This is a genomic window from Rhizobium sp. S96 (assembly GCF_030382195.1).
GTDB lineage: Bacteria > Pseudomonadota > Alphaproteobacteria > Rhizobiales > Rhizobiaceae > Rhizobium.
In genome coordinates this window covers 46,515-65,570 of sequence record NZ_JAUDRY010000018.1, presented here as the reverse complement: position 1 = coordinate 65,570, position 19,056 = coordinate 46,515, and the positions used below count along the sequence as shown (strand labels likewise).

16 protein-coding genes are annotated in these 19,056 nt (G+C 61.7%); 13 read left to right on the top strand and 3 right to left on the bottom strand.

Annotated features, from left to right (window positions below; translation table 11 throughout):
- The first annotated feature begins 56 nt into the window (after positions 1–56).
- From QTL94_RS19745 to QTL94_RS28375, 3 genes are all read left to right on the top strand, one after another.
- Positions 57–1,418: an NAD(P)-dependent oxidoreductase gene (locus QTL94_RS19745; RefSeq protein ID WP_289802971.1), complete on the top strand. Its 1,362-nt coding sequence runs from the start codon at positions 57–59 to the stop codon at positions 1,416–1,418.
- Between the two features lie 15 nt (positions 1,419–1,433).
- The gene (preA, locus tag QTL94_RS19740) at positions 1,434–2,747 is read left to right on the top strand and encodes an NAD-dependent dihydropyrimidine dehydrogenase subunit PreA (protein ID WP_153271130.1); all 1,314 of its coding nucleotides are present in this window, start codon (positions 1,434–1,436) and stop codon (positions 2,745–2,747) included.
- A gap of 78 nt (positions 2,748–2,825) precedes the next feature.
- On the top strand, positions 2,826–3,065 hold the full coding sequence (locus QTL94_RS28375; protein ID WP_354666068.1) for an SEC-C metal-binding domain-containing protein: 240 nt from the start codon (positions 2,826–2,828) through the stop codon (positions 3,063–3,065).
- 86 nt (positions 3,066–3,151) lie between these two features.
- Here the strand turns inward: QTL94_RS28375 and ftrA are convergent, their stop codons facing one another.
- Positions 3,152–4,156 carry a transcriptional regulator FtrA gene (gene ftrA / locus QTL94_RS19730; RefSeq protein WP_289802970.1) on the bottom strand — a complete coding sequence of 335 codons (1,005 nt, stop codon included), beginning with the start codon at positions 4,154–4,156 and terminating at the stop codon, positions 3,152–3,154.
- A 71-nt stretch (positions 4,157–4,227) separates the two neighbouring features.
- Between ftrA and QTL94_RS19725 the strand changes: the two genes are divergently transcribed.
- A complete protein-coding gene (locus QTL94_RS19725) occupies positions 4,228–4,641 on the top strand; it encodes a rhodanese-like domain-containing protein (protein WP_289802969.1) in 414 nt (137 codons plus the stop codon).
- A gap of 99 nt (positions 4,642–4,740) precedes the next feature.
- Entirely contained in the window at positions 4,741–5,796 is a 1,056-nt protein-coding gene (locus QTL94_RS19720; protein ID WP_289802968.1) for a glycosyltransferase family 4 protein, read from the top strand.
- A 42-nt stretch (positions 5,797–5,838) separates the two neighbouring features.
- Here the strand turns inward: QTL94_RS19720 and QTL94_RS19715 are convergent, their stop codons facing one another.
- Positions 5,839–6,483, bottom strand: coding sequence for a TetR family transcriptional regulator C-terminal domain-containing protein (locus QTL94_RS19715; RefSeq protein WP_065691137.1), 645 nt, complete (start codon positions 6,481–6,483; stop codon positions 5,839–5,841).
- Between the two features lie 305 nt (positions 6,484–6,788).
- Between QTL94_RS19715 and QTL94_RS19710 the strand changes: the two genes are divergently transcribed.
- Both QTL94_RS19710 and hydA read left to right on the top strand, forming a co-directional pair.
- Positions 6,789–8,042 carry a Zn-dependent hydrolase gene (locus tag QTL94_RS19710; protein ID WP_289802967.1) on the top strand — a complete coding sequence of 418 codons (1,254 nt, stop codon included), beginning with the start codon at positions 6,789–6,791 and terminating at the stop codon, positions 8,040–8,042.
- 78 nt (positions 8,043–8,120) lie between these two features.
- Positions 8,121–9,575 carry a dihydropyrimidinase gene (hydA, locus tag QTL94_RS19705; protein WP_289802966.1) on the top strand — a complete coding sequence of 485 codons (1,455 nt, stop codon included), beginning with the start codon at positions 8,121–8,123 and terminating at the stop codon, positions 9,573–9,575.
- A 10-nt stretch (positions 9,576–9,585) separates the two neighbouring features.
- On the opposite strand, the gene QTL94_RS19700 is transcribed toward hydA, so the two are convergent.
- Entirely contained in the window at positions 9,586–9,999 is a 414-nt protein-coding gene (locus QTL94_RS19700; RefSeq protein ID WP_065691140.1) for a cupin domain-containing protein, read from the bottom strand.
- A gap of 95 nt (positions 10,000–10,094) precedes the next feature.
- Between QTL94_RS19700 and QTL94_RS19695 the strand changes: the two genes are divergently transcribed.
- From QTL94_RS19695 to QTL94_RS19670, 6 genes are all read left to right on the top strand, one after another.
- Positions 10,095–10,883: an ABC transporter ATP-binding protein gene (locus tag QTL94_RS19695; protein ID WP_289802965.1), complete on the top strand. Its 789-nt coding sequence runs from the start codon at positions 10,095–10,097 to the stop codon at positions 10,881–10,883.
- A 36-nt stretch (positions 10,884–10,919) separates the two neighbouring features.
- Positions 10,920–11,804, top strand: a complete 885-nt coding sequence (locus tag QTL94_RS19690; protein ID WP_289802964.1) for an ABC transporter permease — start codon at positions 10,920–10,922, stop codon at positions 11,802–11,804.
- Positions 11,801–12,928, top strand: a complete 1,128-nt coding sequence (locus QTL94_RS19685) for an ABC transporter permease (protein WP_289802963.1) — start codon at positions 11,801–11,803, stop codon at positions 12,926–12,928. The genes QTL94_RS19690 and QTL94_RS19685 overlap by 4 nt, the downstream gene beginning before the upstream one ends.
- 56 nt (positions 12,929–12,984) lie before the next feature.
- Positions 12,985–13,956, top strand: coding sequence for an ABC transporter substrate-binding protein (locus tag QTL94_RS19680; RefSeq protein ID WP_065691144.1), 972 nt, complete (start codon positions 12,985–12,987; stop codon positions 13,954–13,956).
- Positions 13,957–14,360: 404 nt separating this feature from the next.
- On the top strand, positions 14,361–15,551 hold the full coding sequence (locus QTL94_RS19675; RefSeq protein WP_289802962.1) for an efflux RND transporter periplasmic adaptor subunit: 1,191 nt from the start codon (positions 14,361–14,363) through the stop codon (positions 15,549–15,551).
- A 10-nt stretch (positions 15,552–15,561) separates the two neighbouring features.
- Positions 15,562–18,858, top strand: coding sequence for an efflux RND transporter permease subunit (locus tag QTL94_RS19670; RefSeq protein WP_289802961.1), 3,297 nt, complete (start codon positions 15,562–15,564; stop codon positions 18,856–18,858).
- Positions 18,859–19,056 lie beyond the last annotated feature (198 nt).

Below are 19,056 nucleotides of genomic sequence, written 5' to 3'. Positions count from 1 at the left end.
TAAACCTGAGTTACGCTTCGTTCCACTGGCCGTTTACCAATAATGAGGGAACTTCAATGGAACGTCTGGAAACTGGGATTCGTGCAGGCCGGCTTTCGCCCGCCGAGTACGACGCTAATTTCTCCGATCTCCATCCGCGCCTGGATAAGCACGAGGCGCTGGTGGCAGCAGACCGCTGCTATTTCTGCTACGACGCGCCGTGCATGACGGCCTGTCCCACCTCCATCGATATCCCGCTTTTCATCAGGCAGATATCGACAGGAAATCCGCTTGGCTCCGCCAAGACGATCTTCGACCAGAACATTCTCGGCGGCATGTGCGCGCGCGTCTGTCCCACCGAAGATCTCTGCGAGCAGGCCTGTGTGCGCAATACCGCCGAGGAGCGGCCGGTCGAGATCGGCCGCCTGCAGCGCTATGCGACCGACGCCGCGATGGATGCTGGGCGACAGTTCTATAGCCGCGCGGCAGCGACCGGAAAACGGATCGCCGTCGTCGGCGCCGGACCGGCTGGGCTGGCCGCCGCGCATCGCCTGGCGGTGAAGGGCCACGAGGTCGTCATCTACGACAGCAAGCCGAAATCCGGTGGTCTCAACGAGTATGGCATCGCGACCTACAAGGCCGTCGATGATTTCGCACAGAAGGAGGTCGATTACGTCCTCTCGATCGGCGGGATCGAAGTGGTCCACGGCAAGGAACTGGGGCGCGACTTCACTCTCGCCGACCTGCAGTCGCAATATGATGCCGTCTTCCTTGGTATCGGCCTGGCAGGCGTCAACGCGTTGCGCCTCGAAGGCGAAAGCCTCCCCGGTGTCGACGATGCCGTCGACTTCATCGAAGGTCTCCGGCAGGCGGCAAACAAAGCCAACGTCGCCATCGGCCGCCGCGTGGTCGTCCTAGGTGGCGGCATGACCGCGATCGACGCCGCGATCCAGGCCAAGCTGCTCGGCGCCGAGGAAGTGACGATCTGTTATCGCCGCGGCAAGGAGCACATGAACGCCTCCGAGTTCGAGCAGGATCTTGCCGCGTCCAAGGGCGTCATCCTGCGCCACTGGCTGGCGCCGAAGTCCATCCTGTCTCAGGACGGAAAGGTCGCCGCGCTCGAGGTGGAATACACGGCGATCGTGGATGGCCGCCTGACGACCACAGGCGAGACCGGTGTCATCGCGACCGACCAGATCTTCAAGGCAATCGGCCAGACCTTCGATGCTTCCGGTCTCGGTGCGCTTCGCATGGAAACAGGCCGCATCGCTATTGATGCCGAAGGCAAGACTTCGCTCGACGGCGTGTGGGCCGGCGGCGACTGCGTCTTCGGCGGTGACGACCTGACCGTCTCCGCGGTCGCGCAGGGTCGCGACGCTGCGGAATCCATCAATCGCGTGCTTGCTGCCGGTGCGCAGCCGGCCGCTGCCGTCGCTTGAAGGGGAGAATGAACAATGGCTGATCTCCGCAATAATTTCGTCGGCATCAAGTCTCCGAACCCGTTCTGGCTGGCCTCGGCGCCGCCGACCGACAAGGCCTACAACGTCGAACGCGCCTTCAAGGCAGGCTGGGGCGGCGTCGTATGGAAGACGCTCGGCGAGGAAGGCCCGCCTGTGGTCAACGTCAACGGCCCGCGCTACGGCGCGATCTGGGGCGCGGACCGGCGTCTGCTCGGCCTAAACAACATCGAACTCATCACCGACCGCGACCTCTATACGAACCTGCGCGAAATGAAGCAGGTGAAGATGAACTGGCCGGATCGCGCCCTGATCGCTTCGATCATGGTGCCTTGCGAGGAGGAAAGCTGGAAAGCAATCCTGCCGCTGGTCGAGGAAACCGGCGCCGACGGCATCGAGCTCAACTTCGGCTGTCCGCACGGCATGTCCGAGCGCGGCATGGGTGCAGCCGTCGGACAGGTGCCTGAGTACATCGAAATGGTCGTGCGCTGGTGCAAGCAGTACACGCGCATGCCCGTCATCACCAAGCTGACGCCCAATATCACCGATATCCGCAAGCCGGCCCGCGCGGCAAAGGCGGGCGGCACCGACGCGGTCTCGCTGATCAACACGATCAACTCGATCACATCGGTCAACCTCGACACCTTCTCCCCCGAACCGTCCATCGACGGCAAGGGCAGCCATGGCGGCTATTGCGGCCCGGCGGTCAAGCCGATCGCGCTCAACATGGTCGCCGAGATCGCTCGCGATCCGGAAACCTATGGCCTGCCGATCTCTGGTATTGGTGGCATCACCACCTGGCGCGACGCCGCCGAATTCCTCGTGCTCGGCGCCGGCAACGTCCAGGTCTGCACGGCCGCGATGACCTATGGCTTCAAGATCGTGCAGGAGATGATATCGGGCCTCTCCGACTGGATGGATGCCAAGGGCCATCGCAACCTCGACGACATTACCGGCCGTGCCGTGCCGAATGTCTCGGACTGGCAGTATCTCAACCTCAACTACATCGCCAAGGCGAAGATCGATCAGGACGCCTGCATCAAGTGCGGCCGCTGTCACATCGCCTGCGAGGACACCTCGCACCAGGCGATCACCCAGTTCGTCAATGGCGTGCGCCATTTCGAAGTGATGGAAGACGAATGCGTCGGCTGCAATCTCTGCGTCAACGTCTGTCCCGTTGAGAACTGCATCACGATGGAGCAGCTGCCCGTAGGCGAACTCGACCAGCGCACCGGCCGCCCTGTTGACCCGAACTACGCCAACTGGACGACGCATCCGAACAACCCGATGGCCCGCCAGGCTGCGGAGTAACCACCTTGCAACGCCGCGGAAGATTGTCTTCCGCGGCGTTGCCTATGGCGAGCCTTATGCTATCGATGCCTCGCTGCACTGTCGCAGCGCTCTTTCAAGAGGAGGCAGCCATGGCTCGCAAACACCTCACCGATCTCAGCTTTTGAGGTCACGTCCAAGCGGCGTAAATCCTATCCATCGGAAACCCGCGTTAAAACCGGCCGCCAGTTCGTCCACGGCGACGTCGAGCTGATCGAAAAACTCGGCCGCAACGATCCGTGCCCGTGCGGTTCGCGCAGGCGCTTTCAAGAACTGCTGCCTGAAATCCGGCAACTTTGATGGTATCCACCGCCACCACTACTTTTAGGGAGCGCGAATAGATCGCATCCGACAAACGCACGCAAAACCGTGCGTTTGTCTCCTCCCTAGCCGTCCCCACCTGAAAACGAGCGACGATAGGCACCGGGGCTGGTTCCGAGCCGCTTGCGGAAGTGGTGGCGCATCGTCGCCGGTGTGCCAAAGCCACAGGCGATGGCGATATCGTCGAGCGACGCGTCGTGGCGTCGCTCGAGCAACTCGCGCGCATGGCGCAATCGCTCCTTCAGCAGCCATTCCCCAACACTCGATCCAGTCGTGGTCTCAAAGCGTCTCTGGAACGTGCGCTGGCTCATCCCGGCCTTGGCCGCCAGAAGACTGATCGGCTGCTCCTCGTTGAGCCGCGCCCGCATCCACTCGATCAACGGTCCAAGCCGGACGCCTTCGCGCTCCTGCGGCACCGGCGCGCTGATGAACTGCGCCTGCCCTCCCTCGCGATGCGGCGGCACCACGAGGCGGCGCGCAACGCTGTTTGCTGCCTCGGCGCCGAAATCGCCACGCACGACATGCAGGCAGAGATCGATACCGGCAGCACTTCCGGCCGCCGTCAGAATGCTGCCCTCGTCCATATAAAGGACGCTCGCATCCAGCGTGATCTCGGGATAGCGCGCGGCAACGGCGGACACGTAACGCCAATGCGTCGTGGCCCGACGGCCGGCCAGAAGACCGGACGCAGCAAGAACCGCCACCCCCGAACACAGCGACATCACCCGCGCGCCACGTTGATGAGCGGCACGCAACGCGGATATGAGATCATCCGGCACCGGCGCATCGATGCCGCGCCAGCCAGGAACGACGATCAGGTCGGCTTCGCCGAGAACATCGAGGCCACGATCGACACTGACCGTCAACCCGCCGGCAGCCCGCAAGGGACCCGGCTCGATGCCGCAAACAGCGAAGCGATACCACCCCTCACCCATCTCCGGACGCGGGAGCCCGAAAACCTCGTAGGCAATGCCGAACTCGAAGGTGCACAGCCCGTCATAGGCGAGCACGGCAACCTGCGGACCGGATGTTTGAGCTGTGTTTGGCACGATCTTCACGCCAATCGTCATTATGGCCAATTTCAACACGAGGTATCATCTTGCATGGTCAGAGGCAATTCCAACCCTGAAAGGAAGTGCCAATGCCCAGCGCCGTCGCCGAAACCCCTGCCGCCTCGCCGGAAGCCACCGCCGCCTACTACGCCCGCAAACTCGCCTTCGAGACCGACTGCTGGGATGTCCACGCGTCGCTGGCCGCCGGACGCGACGACTTCGTCCTCCTGGATGTCCGGTCGCCGACGCTCTTTGCGCAAACGCACATCCCCGGCTCCATCAATCTTCCGCATGGAAAGATGACGGCGCACCGGATGTCCTCCTGGCCGGCAGACACGCTCTTCGTCGTCTACTGCGCCGGTCCGCACTGCAACGGCACCGACAAGGCCGCCCTGCACCTGGCTAGGCTCGGCCTGTCGGTGAAGGTCATGATCGGCGGGATGACCGGCTGGGCCGACGAAGGCTTTTCGTTCGAAAGTTCCGAGGCCACCGCGGCGGCCTAACAGGCGTGGCGCTGTCGCCCGATCGCTGTTCACAGCGGGGCATTGTCTTTTCTGCGCCAACGGCCATAGTCGTTACGCGTAGAAAAGGTGGCCGCCCGCATGAAACATCACATCGTCGCGATCGGCCCGCTGCCTCCGCCGCTTCACGGCTTCTCCTACGCGACATCGGCCATGACCGCACTTCTGTCCGAGGAAAACGTCACCGTCCTCCAGAATTTGTCTCCGCCAGAAAATGCGGGGCGCCTTATCAGCCACGCGAGCAAGCTTCGCCGGGTTCTCGGCGCCTGCGGCCGGCTGTTGCTGGACCGGCGCCTTGAGGGCAAGGCCTGCTATCTCGGCTGTGATGGCGGCTGGGGCATGTACTACACGTTGCTGATTGTGATCGTTGCCAGGCTGTCGACTTACCCGACCTACCTCCACCATCACAGCTTCCGCTATATCGACAAGCCGAGCCTGGCCATGCGCGGCATACTCGCGCTCGGGGGACCGAACCTGACACATGTTTTCCTGTGCGAGATCATGCGCGATCGCTTTGTCGACGCCTATGCGGTGCGGCTGCGCAGTGTGATCATCTCCAACGCCGCCTTCGTGGCACCGGCAGACGACCGGGCGCTGCAGCCAAGGCCTCTCACCATCGGCATGTTGAGCAATCTCAGCCGCGAAAAAGGGCTGGAGACGTTCATCGAGTTGCTGAGGCAATGTCGCAGTGAAGGGTTGGCTGTCCAGGCCATCCTCGCCGGACCAACTGCCGACGGCCGAGATCGCGCGAGCATCGATGCTGCTGTGAAGGAATTCGGTGGCGCACTGGACTATCGCGGCGCCGTCTACGACGAGGGGAAGGCAGTATTCTACGGAGACATCGATGTCTTCGTTTTCCCTACCGGCTATGTCAACGAAGCGCAGCCAATCGTCATCTTCGAGGCCAAGGCCGCCGGCTGCGCCGTTATCGCCTACGACAGGGGTTGCATCCGTAAGCAACTCGATGGCAGTGATCTGCTCATCCCCACCAATGGCGAGTTCGTTCCGACGAGTATTGCATGGATCGCGGCTAATCCGCCGGACTCCCCCCGCTCCATCTGGCGCCGACGCACGCGACAGGACTACGCCGAGCGCCACCAAAGGGCGCTGAAGCGAGCCCGATCCCTGCTGGACTGAGAGTTGGAACGCGAGGCGGCGGTCTAGCTGATGCTAAAGCACCTACGGCTGAGCGACACGCAATCCATCGATGAAAAGCTGTTCCAGAAACCGGGCCGCATCCTCGAACCGGCCTTCGCCGGAATTGTCCTGGCCCAAGACCGCACGCACCTGGACATCGAAATCCGCATAATGCTGGGTGGTCGACCAGATGGAAAAGATGAGGTGGTAGGGATCGCATTTCACGATCTTCCCCTCCTTGGCCCAGGTGCGGATGACGTCCGCCTTTTCGTCCACAAGCGCCTTCAGAGGCCCCTTGAGCTCGTCCTCGATATGCGGCGCGCCCTGCAGCACCTCATTGGCGAAGAGGCGGCTCTCGCGCGGGAAGTCGCGGGCCATTTCGAGCTTGCGGCGGATATAGCTGCGGATCTCGCTCTCGGGGTTGCCCGCGGCATCAAAGGCGCGCAGCGGCTCGAGCCAGGTGAAGAGAACGCGGTCGATCAAAGCCCGGTGCATCGCTTCCTTGGTGCGGAAGTAATAGAGCAGATTGGGCTTTGACATGCCCGCCACTTCGGCGATCTGATCGATGGTGGAGCCACGAAAGCCGCTGACCGAAAACACGTCGAGCGCAGCTTCCAGGATCTGTTCTTCCTTCGCTTCCTGGATGCGTGTGCGTCGCTGCGTCTTCGCTGCTCTCGGGATTGCCATATCGATCTTTTTTCCCTTTCAAATTCAACTATTTCGCTCAAGATTGAACAAGAATGACCGGCCGCCGAAAAAATAAGCAACTGCCCGTAATTTTGTCTGTAATTTTCCTGATTTTCGTCTTGAGCCCAGCGAAGGAAGTTGTAATGTTTACCAACCGGTCAAATTATCTGTCAGATGCAAAACAAAGGCAACTGACGATTTTTCGGCGCTGAATAAGACAAACAAGAGCGCCGGAAACTGACCCACGGGAACAGACGGGCATGCACCTTGCATCGCCCAGGAAAAAACAGGTGAGGAATACGGACATGGTGGCAGCACCAGGCGAGAACATGCGCGTCAACGGGGACCGTCTCTGGGACAGTCTCATGGACATGGCAAAGATCGGCCCCGGCATCGCAGGCGGCAACAATCGCCAGACCCTGACAGACTCCGATGCGGAAGGGCGCAGCCTTTTCAGGATATGGTGCGAAGACGCCGGCATGACCTTGGGCATCGACAAGATGGGCACGATGTTCGCGACCCGTCCCGGCACCGATCCGAATGCGCTTCCCGTCTATGTCGGCTCGCACCTCGATACCCAGCCGACGGGCGGCAAGTATGACGGCGTTCTCGGTGTACTGGGCGCACTCGAAGTCGTCCGCACGATGAACGACCTCGGCATCAAGACCAAGCACCCCATCGTCGTCACCAACTGGACCAACGAGGAAGGCGCCCGCTTCGCGCCCGCCATGCTGGCGTCCGGCGTTTTCGCCGGCGTTCACTCCCTGGAATACGCCTATGAGCGCAAGGACCCCGAAGGCAAGACCTTCGGCGAAGAGCTGAGCCGCATTGGCTGGCTCGGCGACGAGGAGGTGGGCGCGCGCAAGATGCACGCCTATTTCGAGTACCACATCGAGCAGGGCCCGATCCTCGAAGCCGAGGAGAAGCAGATCGGTGTCGTCACGCACTGCCAGGGCCTGTGGTGGCTGGAATTCACGCTCACCGGCAAGGAAGCCCACACTGGCTCAACGCCGATGAACCTTCGCGTCAATGCCGGCCTTGCCATGTCCCGGATCATCGAGATGGTCCAGGACGTCGCGATGGAAAACCAGCCGGGCGCCGTCGGCGGCGTCGGTCAGGTCTTCTTCTCGCCGAACTCCCGCAACGTGCTGCCGGGCAAGGTCGTCTTCACCGTCGACATCCGCTCGCCAGACAAGGCCAAGCTTGATCGCATGCGCGCCAAGATCGAGGCGGAAGCACCGAAGATCACGGATGCTCTCGGCGTCGGCTGTTCGATCGAAGCCATCGGTCATTTCGAGCCGGTGACCTTCGACCCGAAGCTCGTCACCTCTGTTCGCAGCGCCGCCGAGCGGCTCGGCTACAGCCATATGAACATCATCTCAGGCGCTGGCCACGATGCCTGCTGGGCGGCGAAGGTTGCCCCCGCAACGATGGTCATGTGCCCCTGCGTCGGTGGCCTCAGCCACAACGAGGCGGAGGAGATATCGAAAGAATGGGCGGCAGCCGGCTGTGATGTCCTCTTCCACGCCGTCGTCGAGACCGCTGAAATCGTTGCGTAATCAAGGGCGGGGTCAAACCCGCCTTTTCTTTTACCAGCGGCCGCAGAGCCGCGAGCAATCAATGCAAGGGAACTGATCATGAGCAAAGTCATCAAGGGCGGAACCATCGTCACCGCGGACCTGACCTACAAGGCGGACGTGAAGATCGAGGGCGGCAGGATCGTCGAGATCGGCCCGAACCTTTCCGGCACGGAGACGCTCGATGCGACCGGCTGCTACGTCATGCCCGGCGGCATCGACCCACACGTTCACCTCGAAATGCCGTTCATGGGGACCTATTCCTCCGACGACTTCGAAAGCGGCACGCGCGCAGGCCTTGCCGGCGGCACGACCATGGTCGTCGACTTCTGTCTGCCGGGACCGGAGCAGTCGCTGCTCGAAGCTCTGCAGATGTGGGACAACAAGACGAGCCGCGCCAACGCCGACTACTCGTTCCACATGGCGATCACCGGCTGGAACGAGCGCGTCTTCAACGAGATGGAGACCGTCGTCAAGGACAGGGGCATCAACACCTTCAAGCACTTCATGGCCTACAAGGGCGCGCTGATGGTGAACGATGACGAGATGTTCGCCTCCTTTCAGCGGTGCGCGGAACTCGGCGCCTTGCCGCTGGTCCATGCCGAAAACGGCGACGTCGTCGCCTCGATGACCGCAAAGCTGCTCGCAGACGGCAACAATGGCCCCGAGGCCCACGCCTATTCCCGCCCGCCCGAGGTCGAAGGTGAGGCAACCAACCGCGCCATCATGCTCGCCGACATGGCTGGGGTCCCGCTCTATGTCGTGCACACCTCCTGCGAACAGGCGCATGAAGCGATCCGCCGCGCCCGCCAGAAAGGTATGCGCGTCTATGGCGAGCCGCTGATCCAGCACCTGACTCTCGACGAGAGCGAATATTTCGACAAGGACTGGGACCATGCCGCCCGTCGTGTCATGTCGCCGCCGTTCCGCAACAAGCAGCATCAGGACAGCCTCTGGGCCGGCCTGCAGTCCGGCTCGCTGTCCGTGGTGGCGACCGACCATTGCGCCTTCACCACCGAGCAGAAGCGCTTCGGCGTGAAGGACTTCTCGAAGATCCCGAACGGCACCGGCGGCCTGGAAGACAGGTTGCCAATGTTGTGGACCCATGGCGTCAACACCGGTCGCCTGACGATGAACGAATTCGTTGCCGTCACCTCGACCAACATTGCGAAGATCCTCAACGTCTATCCGAAGAAGGGCGCGATCCTCGTCGGCGCCGATGCGGACATCGTGGTTTGGGATCCGAAGCGTTCCAAGACGATCTCTGCCAAGACCCAGCAATCGTCGATCGATTACAACGTCTTCGAGGGCAAGCAGGTCACCGGCCTCCCGCGCTACACGCTGACGCGTGGTGAAGTCGCGATCGAGGAGAGCACGGTCAAGACGAAGGAAGGACACGGCCAGTTCGTCAAGCGCGAGCCGTTCCAGGCGGTGAACAAGGCGCTGTCGACATGGAAGGAACTCGTCGCACCGCGCAAGGTGGAACGGTCAGGCATCCCGGCGACGGGGGTCTGACCCCTTGGCTTCAGCCCTGCGCAAGCGCGTCGAGCTCCGGAAGGAGCACCACACTCTCCTGCTCGTTGGGATCGGTGCGGGCGATGATCGCCGTGCAGGGCGTGCTGCTGAGGTTCGCAGGCAGATGCGGCACTCCGGCTGGAATGTAGAACAGCTCGCCGGCGTGAACGATCACATGATGCTCCAGATTGTCCCCGTACCAGGTATGGGCCTCCCCGGAGAGCATGTAGATCGCCGTCTCATGCGCCTCATGCAGATGCGCCTTTGCTCGCACGCCAGGCGGGATTGTCAGAAGGTGCATGCAGATGCCCTTGGCGCCCACCGTCTCGGCTGCGATGCCTTCAAAGTAACTAAGCCCTTGCTTGCCGTCGTAGGCATGGCTCGGGCGGACAATATGACAGGTAGGCTTTGATGTCGCATCCATCGTCATCCTCCATGGAGCTTGCCGGTTCAGTGAAAACCGGTACTCATACTATCACGCAAACCGCCCCGACGCGGGGAAAACAGGATCCATCAGCATTGACGCAAGCTGCTTCCGTTGTATCCGCCAAGGATCTCTGTCTCACCTATCAGGCGAATGACGCGCCGGTGCATGCGCTGACCAACGTCAACCTCGAGGTGCGCAAGGGCGATTTCGTTTCCTTCATCGGCCCCTCCGGCTGCGGCAAGACAACCTTTCTGCGCGTCATCGCCGATCTTGAAAAGAAGACCTCCGGCGACATCACCGTCAACGGCATGACGCCCGAGGAAGCCCGCAAGGCCCGCGCCTACGGCTATGTCTTCCAGGCGCCGGCGCTTTACCCGTGGCGGACCATCGAAAAGAACATCGCGCTGCCGCTCGAGATCATGAACTATCCGTCGCGCGACCGCAAAAAGCGCATTGCCGAGGCGCTCGATCTCGTCAGCCTGTCCGGTTTCGAGAAGAAGTTTCCCTGGCAGCTGTCCGGCGGCATGCAGCAGCGCGCCTCGATCGCCCGCGCGCTCGCCTTCGATGCCGATCTCCTGTTGATGGACGAACCCTTTGGTGCGCTCGATGAAATCGTCCGCGACCACCTCAACGAAGAGCTCCTGAAACTCTGGGCACGGACCAACAAGACGATATGCTTCGTCACCCACTCGATCCCCGAGGCCGTCTACCTCTCGACCAAGATCGTGGTCATGTCCCCGCGCCCCGGCCGCGTCACCGACATCATCGACTCGCCGCTGCCGCGTGAGCGCCCGCTCGACATCCGCGAGACCCCCGAATTCCTCGAAATCGCCCATCGCGTCCGCGAGGGTTTGAGAGCGGGGCACAGCTATGAGCACTAGGACCGAAAAGTCACGTCTTCACCGGCGAGGCCGCCGATGAAACCGGACACGCTCAAGGACAAGGTCATCCCTGTCGTCACGATCCTCACGGTGCTTGTGGTGATCTGGTACATCGCCGCCGTGCTTATGAACGCGCCGTTCCAGCGCGACATGGATAAGCGCGCCAATGAAACGCCTGGAACCATCGAGTTTATCGAGAAGACGCTCTCTCAGCCGAAGCCGTTGCTGCCGGCACCGCATCAGGTGGCGCAGAACGTGTTCGAGAACACCTTCCTGCGCAAGCTTTCGAGCAACCGCAGCCTGGTCTACCACAGCGGAGTCACGCTCTCGTCAACCGTACTCGGCTTCGGCCTCGGCACCCTGCTCGGCATCCTGATTGCCGTCGGCATCGTGCACATCAAGGCGCTCGATCGCAGCCTGATGCCGTGGATCATCACCTCGCAAACGATCCCGATCCTGGCGATCGCACCAATGGTGATCGTCGTGCTCGGGGCCATCAACATCACCGGCCTGATACCGAAGGCGCTGATCTCGACCTACCTGTCGTTCTTCCCTGTGACGGTCGGCATGGTGAAGGGACTGCGTTCACCTGAGGTCATGCTTCTCGACCTGATGCGCACCTATAACGCCTCGGCTGCACAGACCTTCTGGAAGCTGCGCGTCCCGGCGTCGGTCCCCTACCTCTTCACTTCGATGAAGGTCGCGATCGCGGCAAGCCTTGTCGGCGCCATCGTCGGCGAACTGCCGACCGGCGCTGTCGCAGGCATCGGATCGAAGCTTCTCGCAGGCTCCTACTACAGCCAGACGATCGACATCTGGGCAGCGCTCGTCGCCGGCTCGGTACTCGCCGCGTTGCTCATCGCCATTGTGGGGTTGGTAGCCAAGATCGTCGACAAATCGATGGGCGGGAGGCCGGCATGAAGACAATGGCGTTCTCCTGGCAAGGTCTCATCGCCCTCCTCTTCGCGGCGTTGGCCCTGGTGACCCTGCCGCTCCTTGGAGAAGGAGCACCGCAACCGGTCTCGCAGGCCACCACATTGCTGACGATTGCGCTCATCGTGGCAACGGCGCTGATCTCGTTTGCGCCTCTGCCGAAACTCTATGTGGCCGCTGTCCTCCTCATCGGAGCACATTGGGCTGCCTGGGTGCTCCTCTCCAGCGTCACCGGCAATGAAGGACTGGCAACCAAGTCCTTCTTCTTGCTGCTGGCCGCCTGCTGGCTGCTCGCCTGGCGCTGCGTGACCGAGCTTTCCGAGATGAAGCCCACCTCCGGGCTCGAACGCTCGGTACTGCGGCTGCTGATCCCAGCCATCTTCGGCGCCTGGATCCTGATCCTGTGGGAAGCTCTCACGCGGGGCGCCGGCATCCCCTTCGTGCTTCTGCCGCCGCCGAGCGCCATCGGCGCCCGCATCGTCGGATCGCTGCCGACACTCGGCGAAGACATAAGACAGACGATCTTCAAGGCGGTGCTTGCCGGCTACATCATCGGCTGCGCTTCCGGCTTTGTCGTCGCCATCCTGGCGGATCGCGTCGCCTTTCTGCGCCGAGGGCTGCTGCCGATCGGCAACATGGTCTCGGCACTGCCGATGATCGGCGTCGCACCAATCATGGTCATGTGGTTCGGCTTCGACTGGCAGTCGAAGGCGGCCGTAGTCGTGATCATGACGTTCTTCCCGATGCTGGTGAACACAGTCGCCGGCCTCGCCGCATCCGGTCCGATGGAGCGCGACCTGATGCAGACCTACGCGTCCAACTACTGGCAGACGCTGCTGAAGCTCCGGCTTCCGGCAGCAATGCCCTTCATTTTCAATGCATTGAAGATCAACTCGACGCTAGCGCTGATCGGTGCCATCGTCGCGGAGTTCTTCGGTACGCCGATCGTCGGCATGGGCTTCCGCATCTCTACCGAGATCGGGCGCATGAATGTCGACATGGTCTGGGCCGAAATCGCCGTTGCGGCGCTCGTCGGCTCGATCTTCTATGGCGTCGTCGCCCTGGCAGAACGGGCGGTGACTTTCTGGCATCCGTCTATCCGTGGTGGCTAGGCGTCGCTTTATTCCCGCGAATGGGATTGGGGCTTAACTTCAGAGGGAACAAGAAAATGAAAAAACTGATTGTTGCAATGATGGCGAGCGCGATGTCGCTTGCAGCAGCCCATGCGATGGCTGCCGACAAGGTGACGCTGCAGCTCAAGTGGGTGACGCAGTCGCAGTTCGCCGGCTATTACGTCGCCAAGGACAAGGGTTACTACGACGAAGAAGGCCTCGATGTCACGATCAAGCCGGGCGGCCCCGACATCGCCCCTGAACAGGTGATCGCCGGTGGTGGCGCCGACGTCATCGTCGACTGGATGGGCGGCGCGCTGGTTGCCCGCGAAAAGGGCGTTCCGCTCGTCAACATCGCCCAGCCATATCAGAAGTCGGGCATGGAGCTGATTTGCCGCAAGGACGGCCCGATCAAGACCGAAGCCGACTTCAAGGGTCACACGCTCGGTGTCTGGTTCTTCGGCAACGAATATCCGTTCTTCGCGTGGATGAACAAGCTCGGCCTCAAGACCGAAGGTGGCCCGGACGGCGTGACGGTCCTGAAGCAGAGCTTCGACGTACAGCCGCTGCTGCAGAAGCAGGCCGACTGCATCTCCGTCATGACCTACAACGAATACTGGCAGGCAATCGATGCCGGCTTCAAGCCGGAAGAACTGACGGTGTTCAACTATAGCGCCATGGGCAACGACCTCCTCGAAGACGGTCTCTATGCCTCGGAAGACAAGCTCAAGGACCCGGCCTTCAAGGAAAAGATGGCCAAGTTCGTCAAGGCTTCCATGAAGGGCTGGAAGTACGCCGTCGAGAACCCTGACGAAGCCGCGGGCATCGTCGTCGACGCCGGTGGCCAGGACGAAAACCACCAGAAGCGGATGATGGGCGAAGTCGCCAAGCTGATCGGCGACGGCACTGGCAAGCTCGACACGACGCTCTATGACCGCACCGCCAAGGCGCTGCTCGATCAGAAGATCATCAACAAGGAACCATCAGGCGCCTGGACGCACGACATCACCGACGCTGCCGCCAAGTAAGCAGTTCGTCTGAGAAAAATGAAACGCGCGGAGTGATCCGCGCGTTTTTTTGTGAGAGCCAAAGAAAAAGCGTACTCTTATGTCGCATTTGGAAACTGTCGTGCGTCTAAGCATGACCGGATCGCGATCAACTATCGGAATGCACGCATAACCGCATGGTGATTGATCTGTGTTTCGATGGTAATTATTGGTGCAGATAGAGGAATTATTTTCCGCCGGACTTGCGCGATGGACAAAACGATACCACGTACAATCCGATTTTTGCCGGACGAGGGACTTCTTAAGTAAGGACCGGCAGAAGATGCGGGAATACCTTTGAGAATAGCAATACGGGAACGGGCCATTTCGCGAGCTGACGCCAACGCGCGGACTTGGCTGACCATATCAAGACTGGACGAAGACGCATGGCACGCACGCCGCTTAACATTCTACGCGCCTCCACCCTGATCGTCGCTGCTTTTGCGACCTCGAACCTGTTCGCCCAGGAAGCGCCCGTCGCCAAGCCGCAGCAAAACCTGCCGGCGATCGTGGTCACCAAGGCAGAGACCCGCACGCTGGTTGATCGTGTCGTCGCGACCGGCACCGTTAAACCCGTCGAAGAGATCTATCTCCAGCCGCAGGTCGAAGGCCTGTCGATCCGTGCACTTGCTGCGGATATTGGCGACCACGTTCGTTCCGGCAGCGTGCTCGCAACGCTGAACGATGACGCGATCATCCTCGAAAAGAGCCAGTTGCAGGCAACGAGAGCCAAGAACGAAGCAAGCCAGGCGCAGCTGCGCGCGCAGCTGATCGAAGCGCAGGCCAATGCCGAACAGGCTCGCCAGCAGCAAGTCCGCGCCCAGGAAATGGGCAAGAAGGGGACCGTTTCGACGGCGACCGTCGAGCAGGCGGATGCTGCCGCGGCTTCGGCAAACGCGCGCGTAACCTCCGCGGAACAGGCGATCCAGGTCGCCGTCGCCGACATCAAGGTGACCGACAGCCAGATTGCCGATGCCAACCTCAAGCTGGCGCGCACCGACGTCAAGACGCCGGTTGACGGCACGGTTTCCGCCAAGAACGCCAAGGTCGGCGCGATTGCATCCGGAACCGGCGAGCCCCTCTTCACCATCATCCGCGACGACAAGATCGAGCTGGTGGCCGAAGTTAACGAGAGCGATATCGTCAAGATCGAGCCCGGCCAGAAGGCGACGCTTTCGCTTTCCGGCAGCCGCGACAAGATCAGCGGCTCGGTTCGCCTCGTATCCCCGACCGTCGATCCCGTCACGCGCCTCGGCCTCGTTCATATCCTGATCGACGACAGCAGCAAGGCCCGCTCCGGCATGTACGGCAGCGCCGATATCGTCATACGCACCACTGAAAACGTATCCCTGCCGCTTTCCGCGGTCCTCACCAGCACCGACGGCTCCTCCGCCCGCAAGGTCGAGGACAATGTCGTGAAGTTCGCCAAGGTCGAGACGGGCATTCAGGATGGCGCCTATATCGAGATCACCAACGGGCTGAAGGACGGCGAGGAAGTCGTTGCCAAGGCGGGCGCCTATGTCCGCGATGGCGACCATATCACGCCGGTTCGCGAACAGCCTGCGGCTTCCAACTAAGGGACGACCGATGAACTTTTCAGCCTGGTCAATCCGAAATCCCATTGCGCCGCTTCTGGCCTTCGCACTTCTGCTTTTCGTGGGCATTCAGGCCTTCAACAAGCTGCCGATCACCCGCTTTCCAAATATCGACGTTCCGCTCGTCTCGATCGTCGTGACGCAGAGCGGTGCGTCGCCGGCCGAGCTCGAAATGCAGGTGACCAAAGAGATCGAGGATGCCGTCGCCAGCATCAACGGTATCGATGAAATCCAGTCGACGGTAACCGACGGCCAGTCCCAGACGGTCGTCATGTTCCGCATGGAGGTGCCGACCGAACAGGCGGTGCAGGACACCAAGGACGCCATCGACCGCATCCGCGGCGATCTGCCGGCAAACGTCGACGTCCCGATCGTCTCCAAGATCGACGTCGAAGGCCAGGCAATCCAGACCTTTGCCGTGTCCTCGCCCGATATGTCGCTGGAAGAACTCTCCTGGTTCGTTGACGATACCGTCAAGCGCTCGCTCCAGGGACAGGCCGGCATCGGCCGCGTCGACCGTTACGGCGGCGCGGAGCGCGAAGTGCGCATCGAGCTCAATCCTGACAAGCTCAACGCCTACGGCATCACCGCCGCCAGCGTGAACCAGCAGCTGCGCGGCACCAACGTCGATCTCGGCTCCGGCCGTGGTCAGGTTGCCGGCAACGAGCAGGCGATCCGCGTTCTCGGTGATGCCCGCAATGTGGCTGAGCTCGCCAATACCACGATCGCGCTCCCCAACGGACGCTTCGTCAAGGTTTCCGATCTTGGCGCCATCAAGGACACCTACGAAGAGCCGAAGTCCTTCTCGCGCTTCAATTCGTCGCCTGTCGTCACCTTCGGTGTCTTCCGCGCCAAGGGCGCCAGCGAAGTCAGCGTTGCCGAAACGGTCTCGAAGAGCCTCGCAACGGTTCGGGCCGAAAACCCGAACGTCAACATCGAGCTGATCGACGACTCAGTCTACTTCACCTACGGCAACTACGAAGCCGCCATGCACACGCTGCTCGAAGGCGCGCTACTGGCGATCGTCGTCGTCTTCCTGTTCCTGCGCAATTGGCGCGCGACCCTCATTTCCGCAGTCGCCCTCCCCCTTTCCGCGATCCCGACATTCTGGATCATGGATCTGATGGGCTTCTCACTGAACCTCGTCAGCTTCCTCGCTCTGACGCTGGCGACCGGTATTCTCGTCGACGATGCGATCGTTGAAATCGAGAACATTGCCCGACATATCAAGATGGGCAAGACGCCTTATCGCGCTGCGATCGAGGCCGCCGACGAAATCGGTCTCGCCGTCATCGCGACGACCTTCACGATCATCGCGGTCTTCGTGCCGGTGTCGTTCATGCCGGGCATTCCCGGTCAGTACTTCATCCAGTTCGGATTGACCGTCGCCTTCTCCGTCTTCTTCTCGTTGATGGTCGCGCGTCTCATCACACCGATGATGGCCGCCTATCTGATGCGGGCCGAAGACGGCATGGAGGACCACCACGACAATGACGGCTGGTTCTTCCGCGGCTATACTCGGCTTGTGAAGGCAACGACCAGCCGCTGGTGGACGCGTTACGCGACGCTGCTTGCGGCAATCGCCTTCCTCATCGGCTCGATGGCGCTGCTGGCGCAGGTTCCGGGCAGCTTCCTGCCACCGGAAGACGCATCGCGCATCGTGCTCTCCGTCGAACTGCCGCCGAACGCGACGCTCGACGATACGGAAGCAACCACCGACGAGGTCTACAGGAACGTCAAGGACATCAACGGCGTCGAAAGCGTCTTCGTTCTCGGCGGCGCCTCGCCGAAGGGCGATCTCGAACTGCGCCGCGCAACCGTGACGCTCGCCCTGCAGAAGCTCGACCAGTCGCTGGTGAAAAAGCTCGTCAACGACGTGCTGGGCTCGATCCCTGTCATCGGCCCGCATCTGCCGAAGGTCCAACTGCACGGCCGCGTGCGTCCGCAGTGGGATATCGAAAAGGAAGTCTTCGCCAAGCTCCGCCATATCCCGGACGTTCGCATCCTGAAGCTCAATGACCGCGGCGAACGCGACCTCTCGTTCAACTTCCTTTCGAAGAACGAGAAGGATCTGAGCGACGCGGTTGGTATTCTGGAATCGAAGCTGCGTGCCGATCCCGCGCTGGCCAACGTCAGTGCCGATGGCGCCCTGCCCCGTCCGGAATTGCAGGTCCGCCCGCGCAAGGATCAGGCAGCTCGTCTCGGCATCACGCCGCAGCAGATCTCCGAGACGATCCGCGTCGCAACCATCGGCGATATCGATGCGTCGCTCGCCAAGATCAACCTCGACGACCGCCAGATCCCGATCCGGGTTCAGGCCTCGGTCGACATGCGCCGGGACCTTGCGGCTCTCCGGGCTCTGAAGATCCAGACAGCAAGCGGCGGCACCGTTCCCCTGTCGACGGTCGCCGACATCGACTATTCGGAAGGTGTCAGCTCGATCAAGCGCAACAACCGCAACCGTGTCGTGGCGATCGGATCGGACCTGCCGCAGGGCGTCGCGCTCGATACCGCGTCCGCCCGCTTCCGGGCAATCGTGGCCGATGCCAAGATCCCGCCGACGGTTCACCTTGTCGAAAGCGGCGACACCAAGGTGCAGAAGGAAATGCAGCAGAGCTTCGTCAACGCGATGTTGATGGGCCTGATGCTGGTGCTGACAGTGCTGATCCTGCTCTTCAAGGACGTGATTCAGCCTTTCACCATTCTGTTCTCGTTGCCGCTGGCAATCGGCGGCGTCGCGGTAGGCCTGCTGGTCACCAACAATCCGCTGTCGATGCCCGTCTTGATCGGCATCCTGATGCTGATGGGCATCGTCACGAAGAACGCCATCCTGCTCGTCGACTTCGCGATCGAGATGCGCCATCGCGGCATGGCGCGGGTCGAAGCCATGGTGGAGGCCGGCCGCAAGCGCGCCCGCCCGATCATCATGACCTCGATCGCCATGTCGGCTGGCATGCTGCCTTCGGCAATGGGCGTCGGCGAAGGCGGGTCGTTCCGCGCACCGATGGCCATCGCGGTCATTGGCGGTATCATCGTCTCGACGGTGCTGTCGCTCGTGGTCGTCCCCTCCTTCTTCCTGATCATGGACGATCTGTCCCGCCTGCTCGGCTGGATGTTCGGTCGCCTCGTCGGCAAGAAGGACCAGGAAGAGCTGCCGCTGTCGCGCGAAGAGCTGACGGAAGCCGTCAACACGCTCGACGACCGCGTCACCGCGATCGAGAAGCCCGAGGGCAAGCGCGGCAAATCCGGCGGCAACGTCGTCCGCTTGCCGCCCTTCGCAGCGGAATAGCACTCTGACAGCCTCGAAGGCCGGAATTGCCTGGCCTCCCTCTAAATTCCATACAAGGCTCGCAGAACTCACGTTCTGCGAGCCTTGTTTTATGCGCGCTCACGATCGACCCGCTGCAACCGCAGGGATCAATTCAGTGCCAAAACTTGATCCAGATCAACTTGTAGCTCCATGACTCCGTTTATTCTCACGGTATGG